This is a genomic window from Butyrivibrio sp. AE2005, assembly GCF_000686965.1.
Taxonomy (GTDB): Bacteria; Bacillota; Clostridia; order Lachnospirales; family Lachnospiraceae; genus Butyrivibrio; species Butyrivibrio hungatei_A.
In genome coordinates, this window is the sequence record NZ_KK366043.1 from 1 (window position 1) to 14,791 (window position 14,791).

The window sequence follows — 14,791 nt, forward strand, 5'->3', positions numbered from 1 at the left end:
TGTAACTACGGTCTGTAATATGGCTCCGTGGTCAAGCGGTCAAGACATCGCCCTTTCACGGCGGTAACACGAGTTCGATTCTCGTCGGAGTCACTAAGATTCATTATCAATTACATATTTGGTGACATAGCCAAGCGGTAAGGCATAGGTCTGCAACACCTTGAGCGGCGGTTCAAATCCGCCTGTCACCTCTAAAAACTGTGAGTATTAAATATTCACAGTTTTTTTGTGCTATAATCTTTTTATCTGATTTATTTGGAGGTTAGTTTATGGCAGAAGAAACGATGAAAGATTTTAGCAAGGAGATTGAGAGCTCCTTCAGAAAGATAAAGGAAGGAGATATAATTGACGGAACTGTTATCGGTGTAAATGATACAGAAGTAATTTTGGATATAAAATATTATACTCAGGGAATAATAAGGCTTGAGGAGCTTAGTGATGATCCCAAGTTTTCTATACATAGAGATATAAATGTCGGAGATGAAGTATCTGCTACTGTTATTTCAACAGACGACGGAGAAGGAAATATTCTTTTGTCCAAGAGAAGAGCAAATGAAGTTCTTGCATGGGATAAGCTTAATGCATTACTTGAATCCGGGGAGTATGTTGATGTTAAGATATCTGAAGCTGTTAAAGGCGGAGCAGTGGCTTTCCTTGAAGGAATAAGAGGATTTATTCCGGCATCTAAGCTTGATCTTTCTTTTGTGGAAGAAGACAAACTTGCTGATTATGTTGGAAAGACCGCTAAGGTTAGAGTAATTACTTCTGATGAAGAGAATGGAAAACTTGTTCTTTCAGCTAAAGATTATCTCAAAGAACAGGCTGATCTTAAGAGAAAAGAAATGGTCTCTAACGTAGAAGTTGGCCTTGTTACTGAGGGAACAGTTGAGAGTTTGCAGAATTACGGTGCATTTGTTGATTTGGGTAACGGTCTTAGCGGACTTGTTCATATTTCTCAGATCTGTAACAACAGAATTGCACATCCTTCAGCTGTTCTTAAAGTCGGACAGAAGGTAAAAGTCAAAGTTATTTCAATTAAAGACGGAAAGCTTAGTCTTAGTATGAAAGCGCTTGAAGATATAGCTGCGACTGAGATTACAGAAGAAAAGATTGAATATCCAAGTGACGGAGATGCAACAACATCTTTGGCTGCGCTTCTTAAGAAAGCAGGTTTTTGATCATACATAAATAATGAAGGGGGATAATATGGACGAAGCTGTAAAAGAGTTAAAAGAAATAGTTGACGGTTCGAATAATATTGTCTTTTTTGGTGGTGCGGGAGTATCGACAGAGAGCGGTGTTCCTGATTTCAGGAGCGAAGACGGTCTTTATCATCAGCAGTACAAGTACCCTCCGGAGCAGATTTTAAGTCATACATTTTATATGAGAATGCCTGAAGAGTTCTTTAGATTCTATAAGGATAAACTTCTCATTACTGGGGTTAAGCCCAATAAAGCGCATCTTAAGCTTGCCGAACTTGAAAAGCAAGGTAAACTCCGTGCTGTTATTACACAGAATATTGACGGCCTTCACCAGGCTGCCGGCAGTAAAGAAGTTCTTGAACTTCACGGAAGCGTACATAGAAATTATTGCGAAAAATGCGGTAAGTTCTATGATTTTGACTACATGGCCAATGCGGAAGGAGTTCCCGTATGCAGTTGTGGCGGCAGGATAAAGCCTGATGTGGTCTTGTATGAAGAAGGCCTTGATATGGGGATAATGCAGAAAGCTGTTGAGTATATCAGTAATGCTGATGTCCTTATAATTGGTGGAACTTCACTGGCTGTTTATCCGGCGGCAGGACTTATTGACTATTACAGGGGAAATAAGCTTGTTCTTATCAACAAGTCGGCTACACCGAGGGACAGACAGGCTGATCTGGTAGTACAGGGTGCAATAGGGGAGATTTTGGATCAGATTTAATGGATATTCAGGTTGGAAATATAATAAAACTTAAGAAACAACATCCTTGCGGTAGTTTTGAATGGGAAGTTTTGCGTGTAGGTGCGGACTTTCGAATCAAATGCCTTGGTTGCGGTCATCAGGTAATGATTTCCAGGAAAACACTGGAAAAGAGCATTAAAGGGATACGATAAAATGCTTGCATTTGGAACATATATATGATAGCATATTATTCTGTGATAAATTCCTTGCTGCTTGACTGATACAAGTAGCCAGAGACCAAAAGGAGGTAACAAATAGCATGAACAAATACGAATTAGCCGTTGTTGTTAGTGCAAAGATCGAAGACGATGCCAGAACAGCAGTCATCGAGAAGGTTAAGAAGACTATCGAGAAGCATGGTGGTCAGATTACCAATATTGATGAGTGGGGAAAGAAGAAGCTTGCTTATGAAATCGAGAAGATGACAGAAGGCTTCTACTATTTCATCCAGTTCGATGGCGAAGCAACAACTCCTGCAGAGATTGAAGCTCGCATGCGTATTATGGACGGTGTCATCAGATATTTATGCGTTAAGAACGAGGCTTAAATAGAAGAGGACGAAAATATGAACAAAGTTATACTAATGGGACGTTTAACAAGAGACCCCGACGTAAGATATTCACAGGGCAATGAGCCTATGGCTGTAGCAAGATATACACTTGCTGTGGATAGAAGATTTGCAAGAAGAGATCAACAGGATGCTCAGACAGCTGACTTCATCGGTATCGTAGCTTTTGGAAGAGCCGGCGAGTTTGCTGAGAAATATCTTAAGAAGGGCACTAAGGTTATCGTAACAGGACGTATCCAGACAGGTAGTTATACCAATAAGGATGGCGTTAAGGTATACACAACTGATGTAGTTGCAGAGGATCAGGAATTCGCTGAATCCAAGAATGCAGCATCCTCCAACGGAGGATCATTTGGAGGCGTTGCTCCCCAAGGAGAGCCCGCACCTTCTGCAGCCGGCGACGGCTTCATGAATATTCCCGACGGAATTGACGAGGAGCTGCCGTTCAATTAATTGAAGGAGGAATATTATAATGGCTTTCACAAAGTCTGATAAATCCGATGCTCCTATGAGGAGAAAGGGCGGAATGCACAGAAGAAAGAAAGTTTGTGTATTTTGCGGAAAAGATAACGTAATTGATTATAAGGATACAGCTAAGCTTAAGAAGTTCGTTTCTGAGAGCGGCAAGATTCTTCCCAGAAGAATCACTGGAAACTGCGCTAAGCACCAGAGAGAGCTCACTTCAGCAATCAAGAGAGCAAGACACCTTGCACTTATGCCTTACGTAGCTGAGTAATCAGTATATAAGTAAATTATTGAAGACACTTTTTAGAAGAGATTCTAAGAAGTGTCTTTTTTACCATTTATTACTCGGTTCTATACCAAAAATTACAATACAGAATAAAAGCTGATTTCTAATGATAGTATTCTTATATAAATTTTCAGAGGTGAGAATATGTCTTTGTTAGAGATCAGAAATTTAAAGAAAGATTATGGCGGATTCAAAGCGCTCAAAGGTGTAAGTTTTAAAGTTAATGCAGGGGAGATAGTTGCTCTTTTAGGAAAAAACGGAGCAGGGAAAACTACTCTTTTAAACAGTATTGCAGGGAATGTTTTTCCTACAGGGGGAGATATAGTTTATAAAGGCGATACGCTACTTAAAGACAATTCAAGGCTTAATGAATTCGGAATACTGATTGAGCCTACTTTTATTCCCTATATGAATGCATATGAGAATTTGGATATATTAATCAAAACATTGGGGGGAAAAGTTCCGAAAGCAAAAATAGATAATCTGTTGAATGCGGTTGGATTAGAAAAGAAATCAAAAGAAAAGACAAAAGCATTTTCTTTTGGAATGAAACAAAGGTTGGGGCTGGCGCAAGCTCTTTTAAACAATCCGGAGTTTCTTATACTGGATGAACCGTTTGTGGGATTGGATCCAATAGGGAAAAATATATTTAAAAGAATCCTTCTGGAAAAAGCGCACGATGAAAAAGTGGGAATATTGTTTTCAAGTCACGACTTGGAAGATGTTGAAGAAATATGTGATCGGGTGGTCTTAATAGATAACGGTGAAAAGAAATTTGATGGCGTGATGGAATACAGCAAAAAATATGTTGTTCAATGTGACCGAGCTTTGAACTCGGAAGAAGTTGAAAAGTCAGGGGTAAAAGTTGATAAAGACAATATATTGATTGAACATGTCGAAGATTTAAAACAGGTTCTTGATAAACTTGATGAATTAAGTATTGACGTTTTGGATTTAGAAATAGAACGCAAATCTTTATATGATCTGTTTGAGGAGAATGGCTATGAAAATATCGATATTGCATATCATAAAAATTGAATTGTTAAAATTTTTAAAGCGTAATGATATCTTGGCGGTTGCTGTAATTGTAGCCATTGGATTTATTTATGCGATCGGTATGAGAAACGAAATGTATGAAGGAGTAAAAAATCAGAATGCTTTATTTTGGATAACATTGCAACTTGTAACAACAACAGTTCTTTTTATTGGCCCGGTTGTGACAGCTTTTTTGGGAACTCAAATGTTATCAGGTGAAATTGACAATAAAAGTATTTCTTTGTTCACTGTGAGAATAAGGAACAGGAGAAATTTGTTTATAGGTAAAAGCTTAGCGTTACAAGTTATTACTGCGGTTTTCTTTGTGATTACAATTATTGTAATGCTGGCTATTTATTTTGGAATCGCGAATAACGGCAGCATTTATACATCAGGAAAAATATTTGGAAATAATGTAGCAGATTTATTATGTCTTTTGCTTTTGATATATATGTATACGTTTTTCTTTATTCCACAGCTTGCATTGTGTATTGGGACAAGATATAAACCGATTATAACGATAGTGATTTCTTTTGTTGCATCTTTGGTTTGCAATCACGTGCTGACGTATTCATTTGTAAAATATATTAATCCGATGAATTATATTTATCAGTTATCAGAAGATGTTTTGGAGACTACAGAAGTGTTAAGTATCAGCAGTACAGGGAGGGGGAAATGTGTGCTGATTCAATTGCTTTTATGTATGCTATACTATGTAGTGTTTATGGTGCTTGGAACAAAATCATTTGAGGGTAGAGAATTCTGAGAGAAGCGGTGACTGGATGCAGATTGCAATATGTGATGACAACAAAGATAATCTCGCGTTAATGGAAGATGTTATTGAGAACATCAGAATCAGAGATGTTGAGGTCGATTGCTTTGAGACCGGTGAAAGTCTTTTAGATTATCTGAATAAAAATCCTAATGTATTCTACCAAATATACCTGCTTGATATAGAAATGCCCGGAGTTAATGGGCTTGAAGCTGCAAAGAAGATAAGGGCTATAGACCAAAGAGCTGTTATTATCTTCGTTACGGCATACTCGGATTATGTCTTTAGCTCGTTTGAAGTACAGCCGTTCAGATTTGTAAATAAGCCTATAGATACGCATAAGCTTGAAGATGTAATACAAGCAGCGGTAAATTATATTTATTCCAGTCAAAAATATATATTCATTTCTGTTGATAAAGCCAAAATACAGTTACGCTGTGAGAGCATAATGTATTTTGAGGGGAATAAGCGAAAAATAAATGTCTATACAACAGATGAAAACTATTCTTTTTATTCAAAAATGTCCGATCTTGAGAAAATGGTGGACAACAATTGGTTTGTAAGAATCCATGCTTCATACATTGTTAATATGGATTATGTTAAAGTTATTTATTCCGATGAGATTATTTTGAATAACGGCGTCAGGTTGCCTATCAGTAAGAAATACCACAAAAGTGTTAAACTAGAGCATATGAGATATTTGAAATGGAGAATTGGACTATGAATCATGCGAAGATTAACATCTTTCTCTATTTTCTTCTGAATTTATTTGATATTTGGATTGTCTTGCATTACTACGATAGGGTATTAGAGGCAATAAAGAAATATGATCTGATAAAAAAGGTGATGAGCGTTCTGTTCGTCATTTTATTTTCTGTTTTTATAAAATATGACCTTAAATATTGCAATCTTGTTTCGCTTTCTTTCTGGAGCTGCCTGTTTTTATGTGCATACAAAGGCGAAAAGAAAGTGAAATTTGCATATGCTACTGTACTCATAGTTTTTGCCGGATTTGCGCAAACGTTGATGTATTTAATTGAGGGTAGTTCTTTAAATTCCGGATATGTTCTATTTATTCCACATTTATGCTTTTATATTGTTGTTGAAATAGTGGCAAGGTATCAAACTATAAAAAACAGAAAAGTTGATATGCGTGTTCTGCTGAAGCTTTTATCGGTTCCGATCATTAGTTTCATTGCATTTACGTGCATTGCCATGCTAAGCGAAAGCCTGAGTATTAGCTCAAATCAAGAAAGGATACCCCTATTGGTACCATTAGCAGTTCTTGTCTTGTATGTGAATATTATGATCATTCATTTGTATGACTTGATCAGTGAATCCTATGAGGTTAGAAGACAGAACGAAGAGTATGAAAAGATAACCAATTGGCAGCGTTCGTATTATGAAGAGTTGTCTGAAAACCAAAAACTCATAAGTACAATAAAGCACGACATGCAGAATAATATGCAGTTGATTTCAGGCTTTTTGAAAGAAAAAAAGTATGACAAAGCGCAGAATCATTTACAGGAACTTATAGATGAACAATCTGCTATAAATAGTTTTGTTAACACTGGGAATGAAGCTATTGATACAGTTCTGAACATAAAATTTTCTGCAGCCGAACAAAACGGAATTACAGTTAAGAAAGATATAAATATCCCGGCCGGTTTACCAATCTCATATCATGATTGCATAAAAATATTTGGAAATCTTTTTGATAATTCAATCAATGCTTTGAAGAGCCTTGATTCAGGGGATAAGATATTAAGCTGTTTTATGTTCTATAGCGCGAATGCTCTGATCGTACAAGTTTCAAATCCGTACACAAAGAAAGATGATACATGTGATAAAGATGAATTTTTGCATGGACTTGGATTGGGTATAGTTAAGTCAGCTGTTGAAAGTTATGAAGGGACTTTCGAGATATGTGATGATGGGAAAAATTTTACTGTTAATATTGTTTTATATATAAATAACGCACATCGGCAAAAAGTCTAAAAATTGCCGATGTGCGTTAATAATTTGACGCAAATTAAATTGTAGTTAAATTTCAAAACAATCAGAAAATTATGAACAATTACTTGCATATTGTGTATTTATGTGATAGTATTTCGGTGGCAAAACTAGAGTGATCTAGTGACGCAAAGCTATAGGGCCTATGTTGAACAGGGTAGGTAGCCAGTTGCTTTTTTGGTAGCGATGCGGAAGTATCGCTTTTTTTGTACCTTAAAAATAGAGCATTATAGGTGGCCCCTGTAATGCTATTTCTTTTTTACCGGAAAATTTCAGTACGTGGTGGAGGAAATAAGCTGATGTTTTTTGATTTTTTGATCAAGGTGAGAATGCCCAATAATAAGACTCAGGAATTTGGTGCGTGGAAAGAGCTTCACAGTATATGTTATGCAGTTGAGTCAAATGCGCGCATGGATCCGGACTCATGCATTATAAATATCAGACAGGCACTTGAAGTCTTGTTTTCCGGTCTTTGTCTTGATGCGGGATTTACGGATCTTCCGGATTCGTTGTCAGGAATAATGGGGAAAAGTAAAGGTATAAGAGGGCTTTGGTATGGTGAATGTAATATAAATTCATTTTATCAGCTCAAGAATCAGGCAAATGAAATTGTACATATTTCAAAGGAAGTATCCGGCATAAGGAAATATGAAATAAAGGGTAAACATGCAGACGTGACAATGGCTTGTAAGCTTACAATGCTGTTTTATAAGTCTGTTGCAAGCTTGTTCAAAATTGATAAAAAGCGAATGAAACCAATGGAAGCGGATATGCTTCCGTTTGGGGAATATGAAGTTATAAAAAAGATTCCGAAAAAGCCCTACGAATCTATAGAGGGCAATTTCAAATATATTGCCAGAAAGAATAACAATAATATTTCTACATATGTATATGTAAGACCCTTTTTAAACACTGATGAAAAAACAGCATTTAGTGACAGGGATATGGAAGCTCAGCAGTTCTTTAAGAATATGAGGGGCTCGAACAATATTATTGCGGGTGAAGAGTTAAGAACAAGCGCGTATTGCAATCTTAAATATCTGGTATATAACATACGTGAAAATACTAAGACACTCGATGAGATTGCAAAAGAAATTAAACCGTATGAACTTCTGGATATCATAGAGCAGGTTGCAAATGGACTGAGCAGGCTGGCTTCTTCTAAAATAAATATTCATCACAGGGATATAAGACCCACATGTATTTTTGTATCTTCTTTTGAAGACGGATATGAAGCGAAGATTGGATGCTTTGAAACAGCAAAAATTGATTATAAAGAAAAGAGCATGGAGACAGTCGGAGCGTGGGTTGCGCAGAGACAAAAGAATAATGTATATACGCATCCTAGAATGCTTCTTGAATCAGAACACGATAACAAAGAATGGGAAGCTGGGGATGTATATTCACTTGTAATGGTTTTGTTAGCATGCCTTGATACATCAATTGAAAAAGGCGGTGCGGTGGATTGTTCTGTTTTATATGATTACTACTCTGACGACTTTGTTGATGAGATAGAAGGAATAGTAAGAGCTGCCTCGCTTTCACAGATACCGGGCATGAGAGAATTTGACAGGATTCTTTTAGAGGAAATGGATAATGAATAAGATTGAGTTTGCAAACGCAAAAAGCTTTCGAATCGAGCAGACAGTACATACAAACGAGGAAGCCGGAACAAGCGTGTATATAGCCATAGATAATGATCTTAATAGAAGAGTTATCTTGAAGGTTATGCGTTTTGAGGATAAAGAACAAAAGAGGATAATACTTGAGGAAATCAGCAATCAAGTAGCACTTGAGCAGCATTCGGATTTTGCGCCTAAAATCTATAATTATTTCGTAGATAATAAAGAGTCAAAGATAATAATCGAGATGCAGCATGTTGAAGGAAAGAGTCTTAGAGCAATATTGGAGAGCAGGCATAACCTTAGAAAAGATAAAGTGTGGTATGACAAAGCATATAATCTTTTGTTGGATATTGCTAAGGCTGTCTCATATATTCACGGATTGAGGGGATTTGTACATAAGGATCTCAAGCCTGAAAACATTATTGTGGTAAGCAAGAGAAATTCTGTTTACATTTTGGATTATGGTATAAGTGGACTTGCTCTGGCGGATAAGGGCACAGGTACTGCAAGGTATATGGCACCTGAGCAGATTTCGGGAGCAAACAATAACTTTGTATATCAGGCAACAGATGTATATGCACTTGGTCAGATAGCATTGGAATTGTTTGGGATAGAACCGGTTGAATACGGAGTTGATGTTTTGCCCGACAGATCGGGTAGTTCATGGTTGACATTTAAAGACATATCAAGCATAGGAGGAGGTTTTTATCCCGGACTTTTTAAGGTGATAAGCAAAGCATTATCTTTAAATCCCAAAGATAGATATATGGATTCAAGAGCCTTCTACGAAGCGCTTAACAGAGAAAGGAAATCAGGACATGGACTTGACAGGATTTCATATCGTGAAAATCAAAGAGCCACATTCAAAAGAAAGAATAGCTGATATTATGGATGAATTTGATATTAAAATTCTGGGAGCTTCAGAAGAAAAACTAAAAACGTTTCCTCTTCACATTAACGTACCGGATGAGGCAGAACTAATGAGGAATCCTTATGCAGAATAATATATTGAATCTTCGCCCTATTAACTATTTTACCTTAAAAGAAGAACTTTGCTTCTTTATGGGAGGTAGAGTAGCTGCGGATAGACCTGAGGATAGGGATGGAATAATTGATGAGATCGTGAACGCGGATTGTGTGACAGTATGTAATCATATTGTGCGTGATGATCGTAATTACTATGTCTTTATGACTGCAAATTATAAATTTAATGCAATCCGTTCGGATGATAATAATTTCTCTATTACAAGTATTTTTTCCGGAAGAGAGTTTCAGGCTCAAAAGAAATACCTCTATAATCATGGAACTTTTTTGATTGTTGCCGAAGGTCGAACCGCGATAGTTGCGGATGGCTATAAGAATACATTAAATGAAGAAACTTCCGAGGATTGGGGAATGACCCCGGAAGCTTTGACAGAGCTATGCGATGGTATCGATGCGTATTTTTTTAGTACCGAAAGAAGTGAAGAACTTAAGGTTGATAACAAATTCGCAAGAGAGATTATTCAACCGATAAAGAATTTTACAAAGTATGAAGATCAGGTAGAACAGCTTGATGCATACAAGGATAATTACGTTAACTACGATTATTGTGAGTTTGTTAAAGGTAAGGCAAAAAAGAAAACGTATAAATTCTTTTCATCTTCATTCGATCCCGATAGTGAGCTTTATTGTTCGGAAAGCAGAGTTGCAATCGAGACAAATGAAGAAATAAACGAGGATTTCCGAAGGAAGATAAAAGGAATAATCATCGACCGTATTGATGAAGAAAATGGCACGAGCTTTATTGTCGAATTCATTGAGCAGTTTGACGATAGTATTCTGGTGAAAAATAACGGTCATATGTTTTTGCAGATAAATGATGTCCAGAAGCGTGTAAGAGAAAGAGTAATTCAAAGTATTGAAAACGGAACCGTAGATTCCGGATATATGTATAAGCTTTTTGGAAGAAAAGGTCATCCTTCTGCAGAAGAAGATGAGGCTCCGGGATGGGATGAGTTTAAAGCAGAACTACTCAGCAAAGAGCAGAAGCCAAACACTTCACAGATGCTGGCTATTGAGAGAGGAATCAAGACAAAAGATATACAGCTTGTATTGGGACCTCCGGGAACAGGAAAGACCACTGTAATAGTCAATTGGGTAAAATATTTTGTTAAGCATGGAAAAAGAGTGCTGGTATCATCTCAGAATAATTCAGCCGTAGATAATGTATTGGAGCGAGTCGGAAGAGATGAAAATGCCAGGATAATCAGAATAGGCAACATAGACAAGATTCAGGATAACTGCAAGCAGTATGCACCTGAACAACAAGTTGGAAAGACAGCTGAGGATTATATAGAAAAACTCAAGATGAGCCAAAGCGGAATATTAAAAGACATGTCAGGCATCAAGGAGACGCTGGCTTATGTCGAGTCTGTCTATGATGATTATAAACTTTTTGCAGATTGTCGTCAGACTACCTGGGACAGCGCACTCGTACAAAAAGAAAAACTTAAGCAGTTATCAGATTTGCATAATGAAAAGTGCAACGCTCTTATAAATTATAGAAGTATATATGAGCTAAGAATCCGTAAAGATATTGCATATTTTGCCTTAAAGAAAAAAACAGGTTTTCTGAGTTTCCTTCTTAAACCGATTATTTTTTTGCTTGATAAAACAACAAAATATCTGAATAAGAAGCTTAAGGAGAAAGCGGACAGATACATAGAAAGTATAAAAGAGTACAACAGAAGTGCAGATGAATTCAAAGCTTTAATAACCGATGCTAAATATGTTTCTGCCAAAAAAACATATGGGGAAATACTTCAAAAATGTAGTGGTTACAAGTTTGATATGAAAAATGAAGGGCCTTTTCCGATAGAACCTTTATCTGCAGACTATCTTTTGAGCGATAATGTTGATCCTGTTACAGAGATTGATAATTATAGAAGAAAACTGACTGATATATATGCAAGACTTGTTATCGTGAAGAAGACATTGGACGATTGGGGAAAGTCGATTGAAACTCATAGAACAGAGATTGTTACAGATCTTTTGGTGGAAAACTCAAATGTTGTCGGTGCTACTTGTATAGGAATCAATACAAGACCAAAGTTCAGAAAGTTAAACTTTGATGTTTCCATCATTGACGAAAGTGGTCAGATACAGATTCATAACGCTATAGTGCCGATGACCAGAGCGCCCAAAACACTTATGCTTGGAGACCATTTGCAGATACCTCCGGCAGCAAATGATGCTGTTGTAAAACTTTGCAGAGATAACGAGGTTCCCGAGAAGCAGATTGAATTATTGAATAAGAGTTTCTTTGAATATCTTTTTACAAGATTTGAGAAGGAGGATGAAAACACTCCCAATCTGACAAGGTTGGATGAGCAGTTCAGAATGCCGGGTAATATTTCGGATGTCATATCTGATTGGTTCTATAAAGGAAATTATCATGCGCACTATGATATGGGTAGATGGAATCCTATCATTTCAGGTACGACTACTCCTCTTATAACGATTTCAACAAGCAGGGAAAAGAATCGTTTTGAGACAGCTGAGCAAGGCGGTGGATATTCCAATGATCTTGAGGCAAAGATGGCAGCGAAGATTGTCGCATCACTTGCAGGTAGTGCGTTTAAGGCCGATAAGTCGGGAGTGAGCACGCCTCAGATTGGTATTATCTCTGCGTACGGTAAGCAGGTAAGGCTTATAAGGCAGAAGATAACGGAAGAGAATCTTGGTTTTTCACCGGATCAAGTATATAGTATAGCAGCATCACTTGATAGCTTTCAGGGACAGGAACGACCGCTTATCATATATAGTTGCACGCGTAGCGCCGACGCAAAGCGTGTTCCGCCTTCAAGGGCTAGGGTTGGCTTCCTGAAAGAACTTAGAAGATTGAATGTTGCATTTACACGATGCCAGATTCAGTTGGTGATAATAGGTGATTTTGATTATCTGACTACGTGTGAATATGAAAAGATTGATGAGGAAACAGGCGAGCCGGTTCCAAATCAAAGCGAAAAGAAATATTCGGAGTTTATGACAAAGGTGCTGGATCAAGCTAAGAGTAATAAAGGCGAATTTTACTATGCCGATGAGTTTTATGAGAGGACAGGAATAAGCAATGTCTGAAATTTCACTAACCAATAATGATGATCTGAAATTATTTAGAACATGTTGCCCTGAGATGTTTGAGGAAAACGATGTTGATATTTTTCGTAAATTTTTTTGCCCAATCTCAATAATTGAGGCGGATGTAAAAGAATATATCGTAGATGAATATGATAGTGTTGAACTGCTTGCGCTAAGGCTATATTCCGCAGGTATACGGGATATCAACATTATCAATGAACTTACCGGTATAGATATACATATGCTGGATAAGGTATTAAAAACTGAAATTTATACATACGGGCACATTAATCCAAATACCGGTGAACTGACGGAAGCCGGCAAGCAGACTTTGGAAGACAATAAAGATATAGAAAAATTGTTTCAGCATGCGCTTTATGATGTGAAACGTGAAATTCAGGCAGATTCACTTACCGGAACAATTATTAGAGCTGAAGCTGAGCAGCCCAAAGAAAAAATGGTAACGTTCAGTGACAGAATTAATCCTAATATCCTTCCTTTAGAAGCAGTAGTAATTGATTCTGAGCTTGAAAAAGAAATAACAGAACGACTTCAGATGTACATTAAGGAAGGGTATTTGACGGACGGAAATACCATAAATGAAATTGGTAATCTGAGATCAAAAGAAATCAGATATAGAGCAGCGTTCTTTGTTAAAATGAGAAAATTTGAATATCCATTTATTGCGATATCGTATTTCGAAAAAAAAGAAGAGAAGTGGGAAAAATGTATTATACCCATTGCTATAGCGAAATCTGATTCCATTAAGTTTGATTATCCAAAGAGGAACAAGGAGTATCTTGTAAGAGAAGACCGGTACTTTGAATATCTGCTCGAGAAAAAAGAATTGTTTGATAATGAAGTTAAGCTTACTGAGGATGCAATCAGAGAGATTATTTTGAGTAATGACTATAACGATTCAAATGATTCTATCATTGATGAAAGCAGGGACGTAGTCAATGGATGATAATAATTTTTGGAAATGTAAGTGTGGTCGTGAAAATAGCATAATAGACAGATATTGTGTGTACTGTTCAGAAGAAATTCCTCAAGAATATATTGATAAAATTGCAAAAGAGGAAATTGCAGCAGTATGGCGAGATTTGCGTGACAGGGTAAATGAAAAATGGAAGAAAGGCGCAAAAGCTCGCTATGAGTTTTGCGTAAAGACATATAAGCCTGGAGTTGTTGGTTTTATACTGTCGGTTGCGACTATTACTCTTGTTGTGTTGAATGTACAATCTGGAGTTATAACAGCCCAGACGTTGTTAGAAAACATTTTCACCATATGTTTCGCGGCGATTTATAAAGCAGGAGATATTCTTTCTTTGATGCTTGAGATCATAGCGAAGCCATTGGATAGATTGTTTCATGGCTCGTTTGACCTTATTGTTATTCACAAAGAACAATTTGAGACCGTAAGTAAAACAAGCGCTGTATTGACCGAAAGGGTTGTAAGTATCTTAAAAGAGGTCAGTACGAATATTGAAAAACTAAATGCGTTGGAAAGGATAAAAGGGTTTATAAATGGGTTTATTAAATAGTATTTTTGCTTTTATTTGTGTAGTATTACAGCTGATGTCTCTTGCATTTGTCTGGCTGTTTGTGATAGAAATGCGAATGGGAGATGCATCCAGCCTTTTTGATGTCTATAAAAAGAATGGAGATTTTCTTTTCTGGTCTTCAGTAGTAATGGAAATAGTGTTGTGGCTTACGGTTCCCGGAATGCAAAGAGTTATATTGACAATGTTTATTATTTCTTTGATTGTGTGGTTGCTCTCGGCTGTTGGGCTTATGATCTTCTCGATTGGAAAAAAAGTTGATGGCTTAACAAAGCGTAATGCCATGTCGGCGGTAAAAGCATCTGTGATCAATACAATTACTTTTTGCATTATATCATGGTTATTTATGGTGAAATGATTAAGCATCAAAAAAGATGTTGAGGTGTTGCCTCAACATCTTTT

At 36.9% G+C, this 14,791-nt stretch carries 16 protein-coding genes, 2 tRNA genes and 1 riboswitch; all 18 genes read left to right on the forward strand.

Annotation, left to right across the window (positions count from 1 at the left end; all coding sequences use genetic code 11):
• The first annotated feature begins 21 nt into the window (after positions 1-21).
• The 18 genes from DL92_RS0115785 (at position 22) to DL92_RS0115875 (ending at position 14,747) form a co-directional block, all read left to right on the forward strand.
• A tRNA-Glu gene (locus DL92_RS0115785) sits at positions 22-93 on the forward strand.
• A gap of 27 nt (positions 94-120) precedes the next feature.
• Positions 121-191, forward strand: a tRNA-Cys gene (locus DL92_RS0115790).
• A 78-nt stretch (positions 192-269) separates the two neighbouring features.
• Positions 270-1,178: a S1 RNA-binding domain-containing protein gene (locus DL92_RS0115795; protein WP_026668265.1), complete on the forward strand. Its 909-nt coding sequence runs from the start codon at positions 270-272 to the stop codon at positions 1,176-1,178.
• Between the two features lie 28 nt (positions 1,179-1,206).
• Positions 1,207-1,923 (forward strand): NAD-dependent protein deacylase, encoded by a 717-nt coding sequence (locus DL92_RS0115800; protein WP_026656497.1) that lies wholly within the window; start codon positions 1,207-1,209, stop codon positions 1,921-1,923.
• Positions 1,923-2,096 carry a DUF951 domain-containing protein gene (locus DL92_RS20870; RefSeq protein ID WP_074461860.1) on the forward strand — a complete coding sequence of 58 codons (174 nt, stop codon included), beginning with the start codon at positions 1,923-1,925 and terminating at the stop codon, positions 2,094-2,096. Before DL92_RS0115800 ends, DL92_RS20870 begins: the two co-directional genes overlap by 1 nt.
• Positions 2,097-2,203: 107 nt before the next feature.
• On the forward strand, positions 2,204-2,491 hold the full coding sequence (gene rpsF / locus DL92_RS0115810; RefSeq protein ID WP_026514351.1) for a 30S ribosomal protein S6: 288 nt from the start codon (positions 2,204-2,206) through the stop codon (positions 2,489-2,491).
• 18 nt (positions 2,492-2,509) lie between these two features.
• Complete coding sequence (locus DL92_RS0115815; protein ID WP_026656499.1) at positions 2,510-2,965, forward strand: single-stranded DNA-binding protein; 456 nt, start codon at positions 2,510-2,512, stop codon at positions 2,963-2,965.
• 19 nt (positions 2,966-2,984) lie between these two features.
• The gene (gene rpsR / locus DL92_RS0115820; RefSeq protein WP_026489979.1) at positions 2,985-3,248 is read left to right on the forward strand and encodes a 30S ribosomal protein S18; all 264 of its coding nucleotides are present in this window, start codon (positions 2,985-2,987) and stop codon (positions 3,246-3,248) included.
• A gap of 165 nt (positions 3,249-3,413) precedes the next feature.
• Positions 3,414-4,301, forward strand: a complete 888-nt coding sequence (locus DL92_RS19730; RefSeq protein WP_197027273.1) for an ABC transporter ATP-binding protein — start codon at positions 3,414-3,416, stop codon at positions 4,299-4,301.
• Positions 4,267-5,064 carry an ABC transporter permease gene (locus DL92_RS0115830; protein WP_026668266.1) on the forward strand — a complete coding sequence of 266 codons (798 nt, stop codon included), beginning with the start codon at positions 4,267-4,269 and terminating at the stop codon, positions 5,062-5,064. The genes DL92_RS19730 and DL92_RS0115830 overlap by 35 nt, the downstream gene beginning before the upstream one ends.
• Positions 5,045-5,794 (forward strand): LytR/AlgR family response regulator transcription factor, encoded by a 750-nt coding sequence (locus tag DL92_RS0115835; RefSeq protein WP_026668267.1) that lies wholly within the window; start codon positions 5,045-5,047, stop codon positions 5,792-5,794. The genes DL92_RS0115830 and DL92_RS0115835 overlap by 20 nt, the downstream gene beginning before the upstream one ends.
• Positions 5,791-7,068 carry a sensor histidine kinase gene (locus tag DL92_RS0115840; RefSeq protein ID WP_026668268.1) on the forward strand — a complete coding sequence of 426 codons (1,278 nt, stop codon included), beginning with the start codon at positions 5,791-5,793 and terminating at the stop codon, positions 7,066-7,068. Before DL92_RS0115835 ends, DL92_RS0115840 begins: the two co-directional genes overlap by 4 nt.
• Positions 7,069-7,176: 108 nt before the next feature.
• Positions 7,177-7,260, forward strand: a riboswitch (cyclic di-GMP riboswitch).
• A gap of 122 nt (positions 7,261-7,382) precedes the next feature.
• Positions 7,383-8,687, forward strand: a complete 1,305-nt coding sequence (locus DL92_RS0115845; protein WP_026668269.1) for a protein kinase family protein — start codon at positions 7,383-7,385, stop codon at positions 8,685-8,687.
• On the forward strand, positions 8,680-9,591 hold the full coding sequence (locus tag DL92_RS0115850) for a serine/threonine protein kinase (RefSeq protein ID WP_026668270.1): 912 nt from the start codon (positions 8,680-8,682) through the stop codon (positions 9,589-9,591). The genes DL92_RS0115845 and DL92_RS0115850 overlap by 8 nt, the downstream gene beginning before the upstream one ends.
• Positions 9,592-9,701: 110 nt before the next feature.
• Complete coding sequence (locus tag DL92_RS0115860; protein ID WP_026668271.1) at positions 9,702-12,827, forward strand: DEAD/DEAH box helicase; 3,126 nt, start codon at positions 9,702-9,704, stop codon at positions 12,825-12,827.
• A complete protein-coding gene (locus DL92_RS0115865; RefSeq protein ID WP_026656507.1) occupies positions 12,820-13,794 on the forward strand; it encodes a hypothetical protein in 975 nt (324 codons plus the stop codon). The genes DL92_RS0115860 and DL92_RS0115865 overlap by 8 nt, the downstream gene beginning before the upstream one ends.
• Positions 13,787-14,371, forward strand: a complete 585-nt coding sequence (locus DL92_RS0115870) for a hypothetical protein (RefSeq protein ID WP_026668272.1) — start codon at positions 13,787-13,789, stop codon at positions 14,369-14,371. The genes DL92_RS0115865 and DL92_RS0115870 overlap by 8 nt, the downstream gene beginning before the upstream one ends.
• A complete protein-coding gene (locus DL92_RS0115875; RefSeq protein WP_026656509.1) occupies positions 14,355-14,747 on the forward strand; it encodes a hypothetical protein in 393 nt (130 codons plus the stop codon). The genes DL92_RS0115870 and DL92_RS0115875 overlap by 17 nt, the downstream gene beginning before the upstream one ends.
• Positions 14,748-14,791 lie beyond the last annotated feature (44 nt).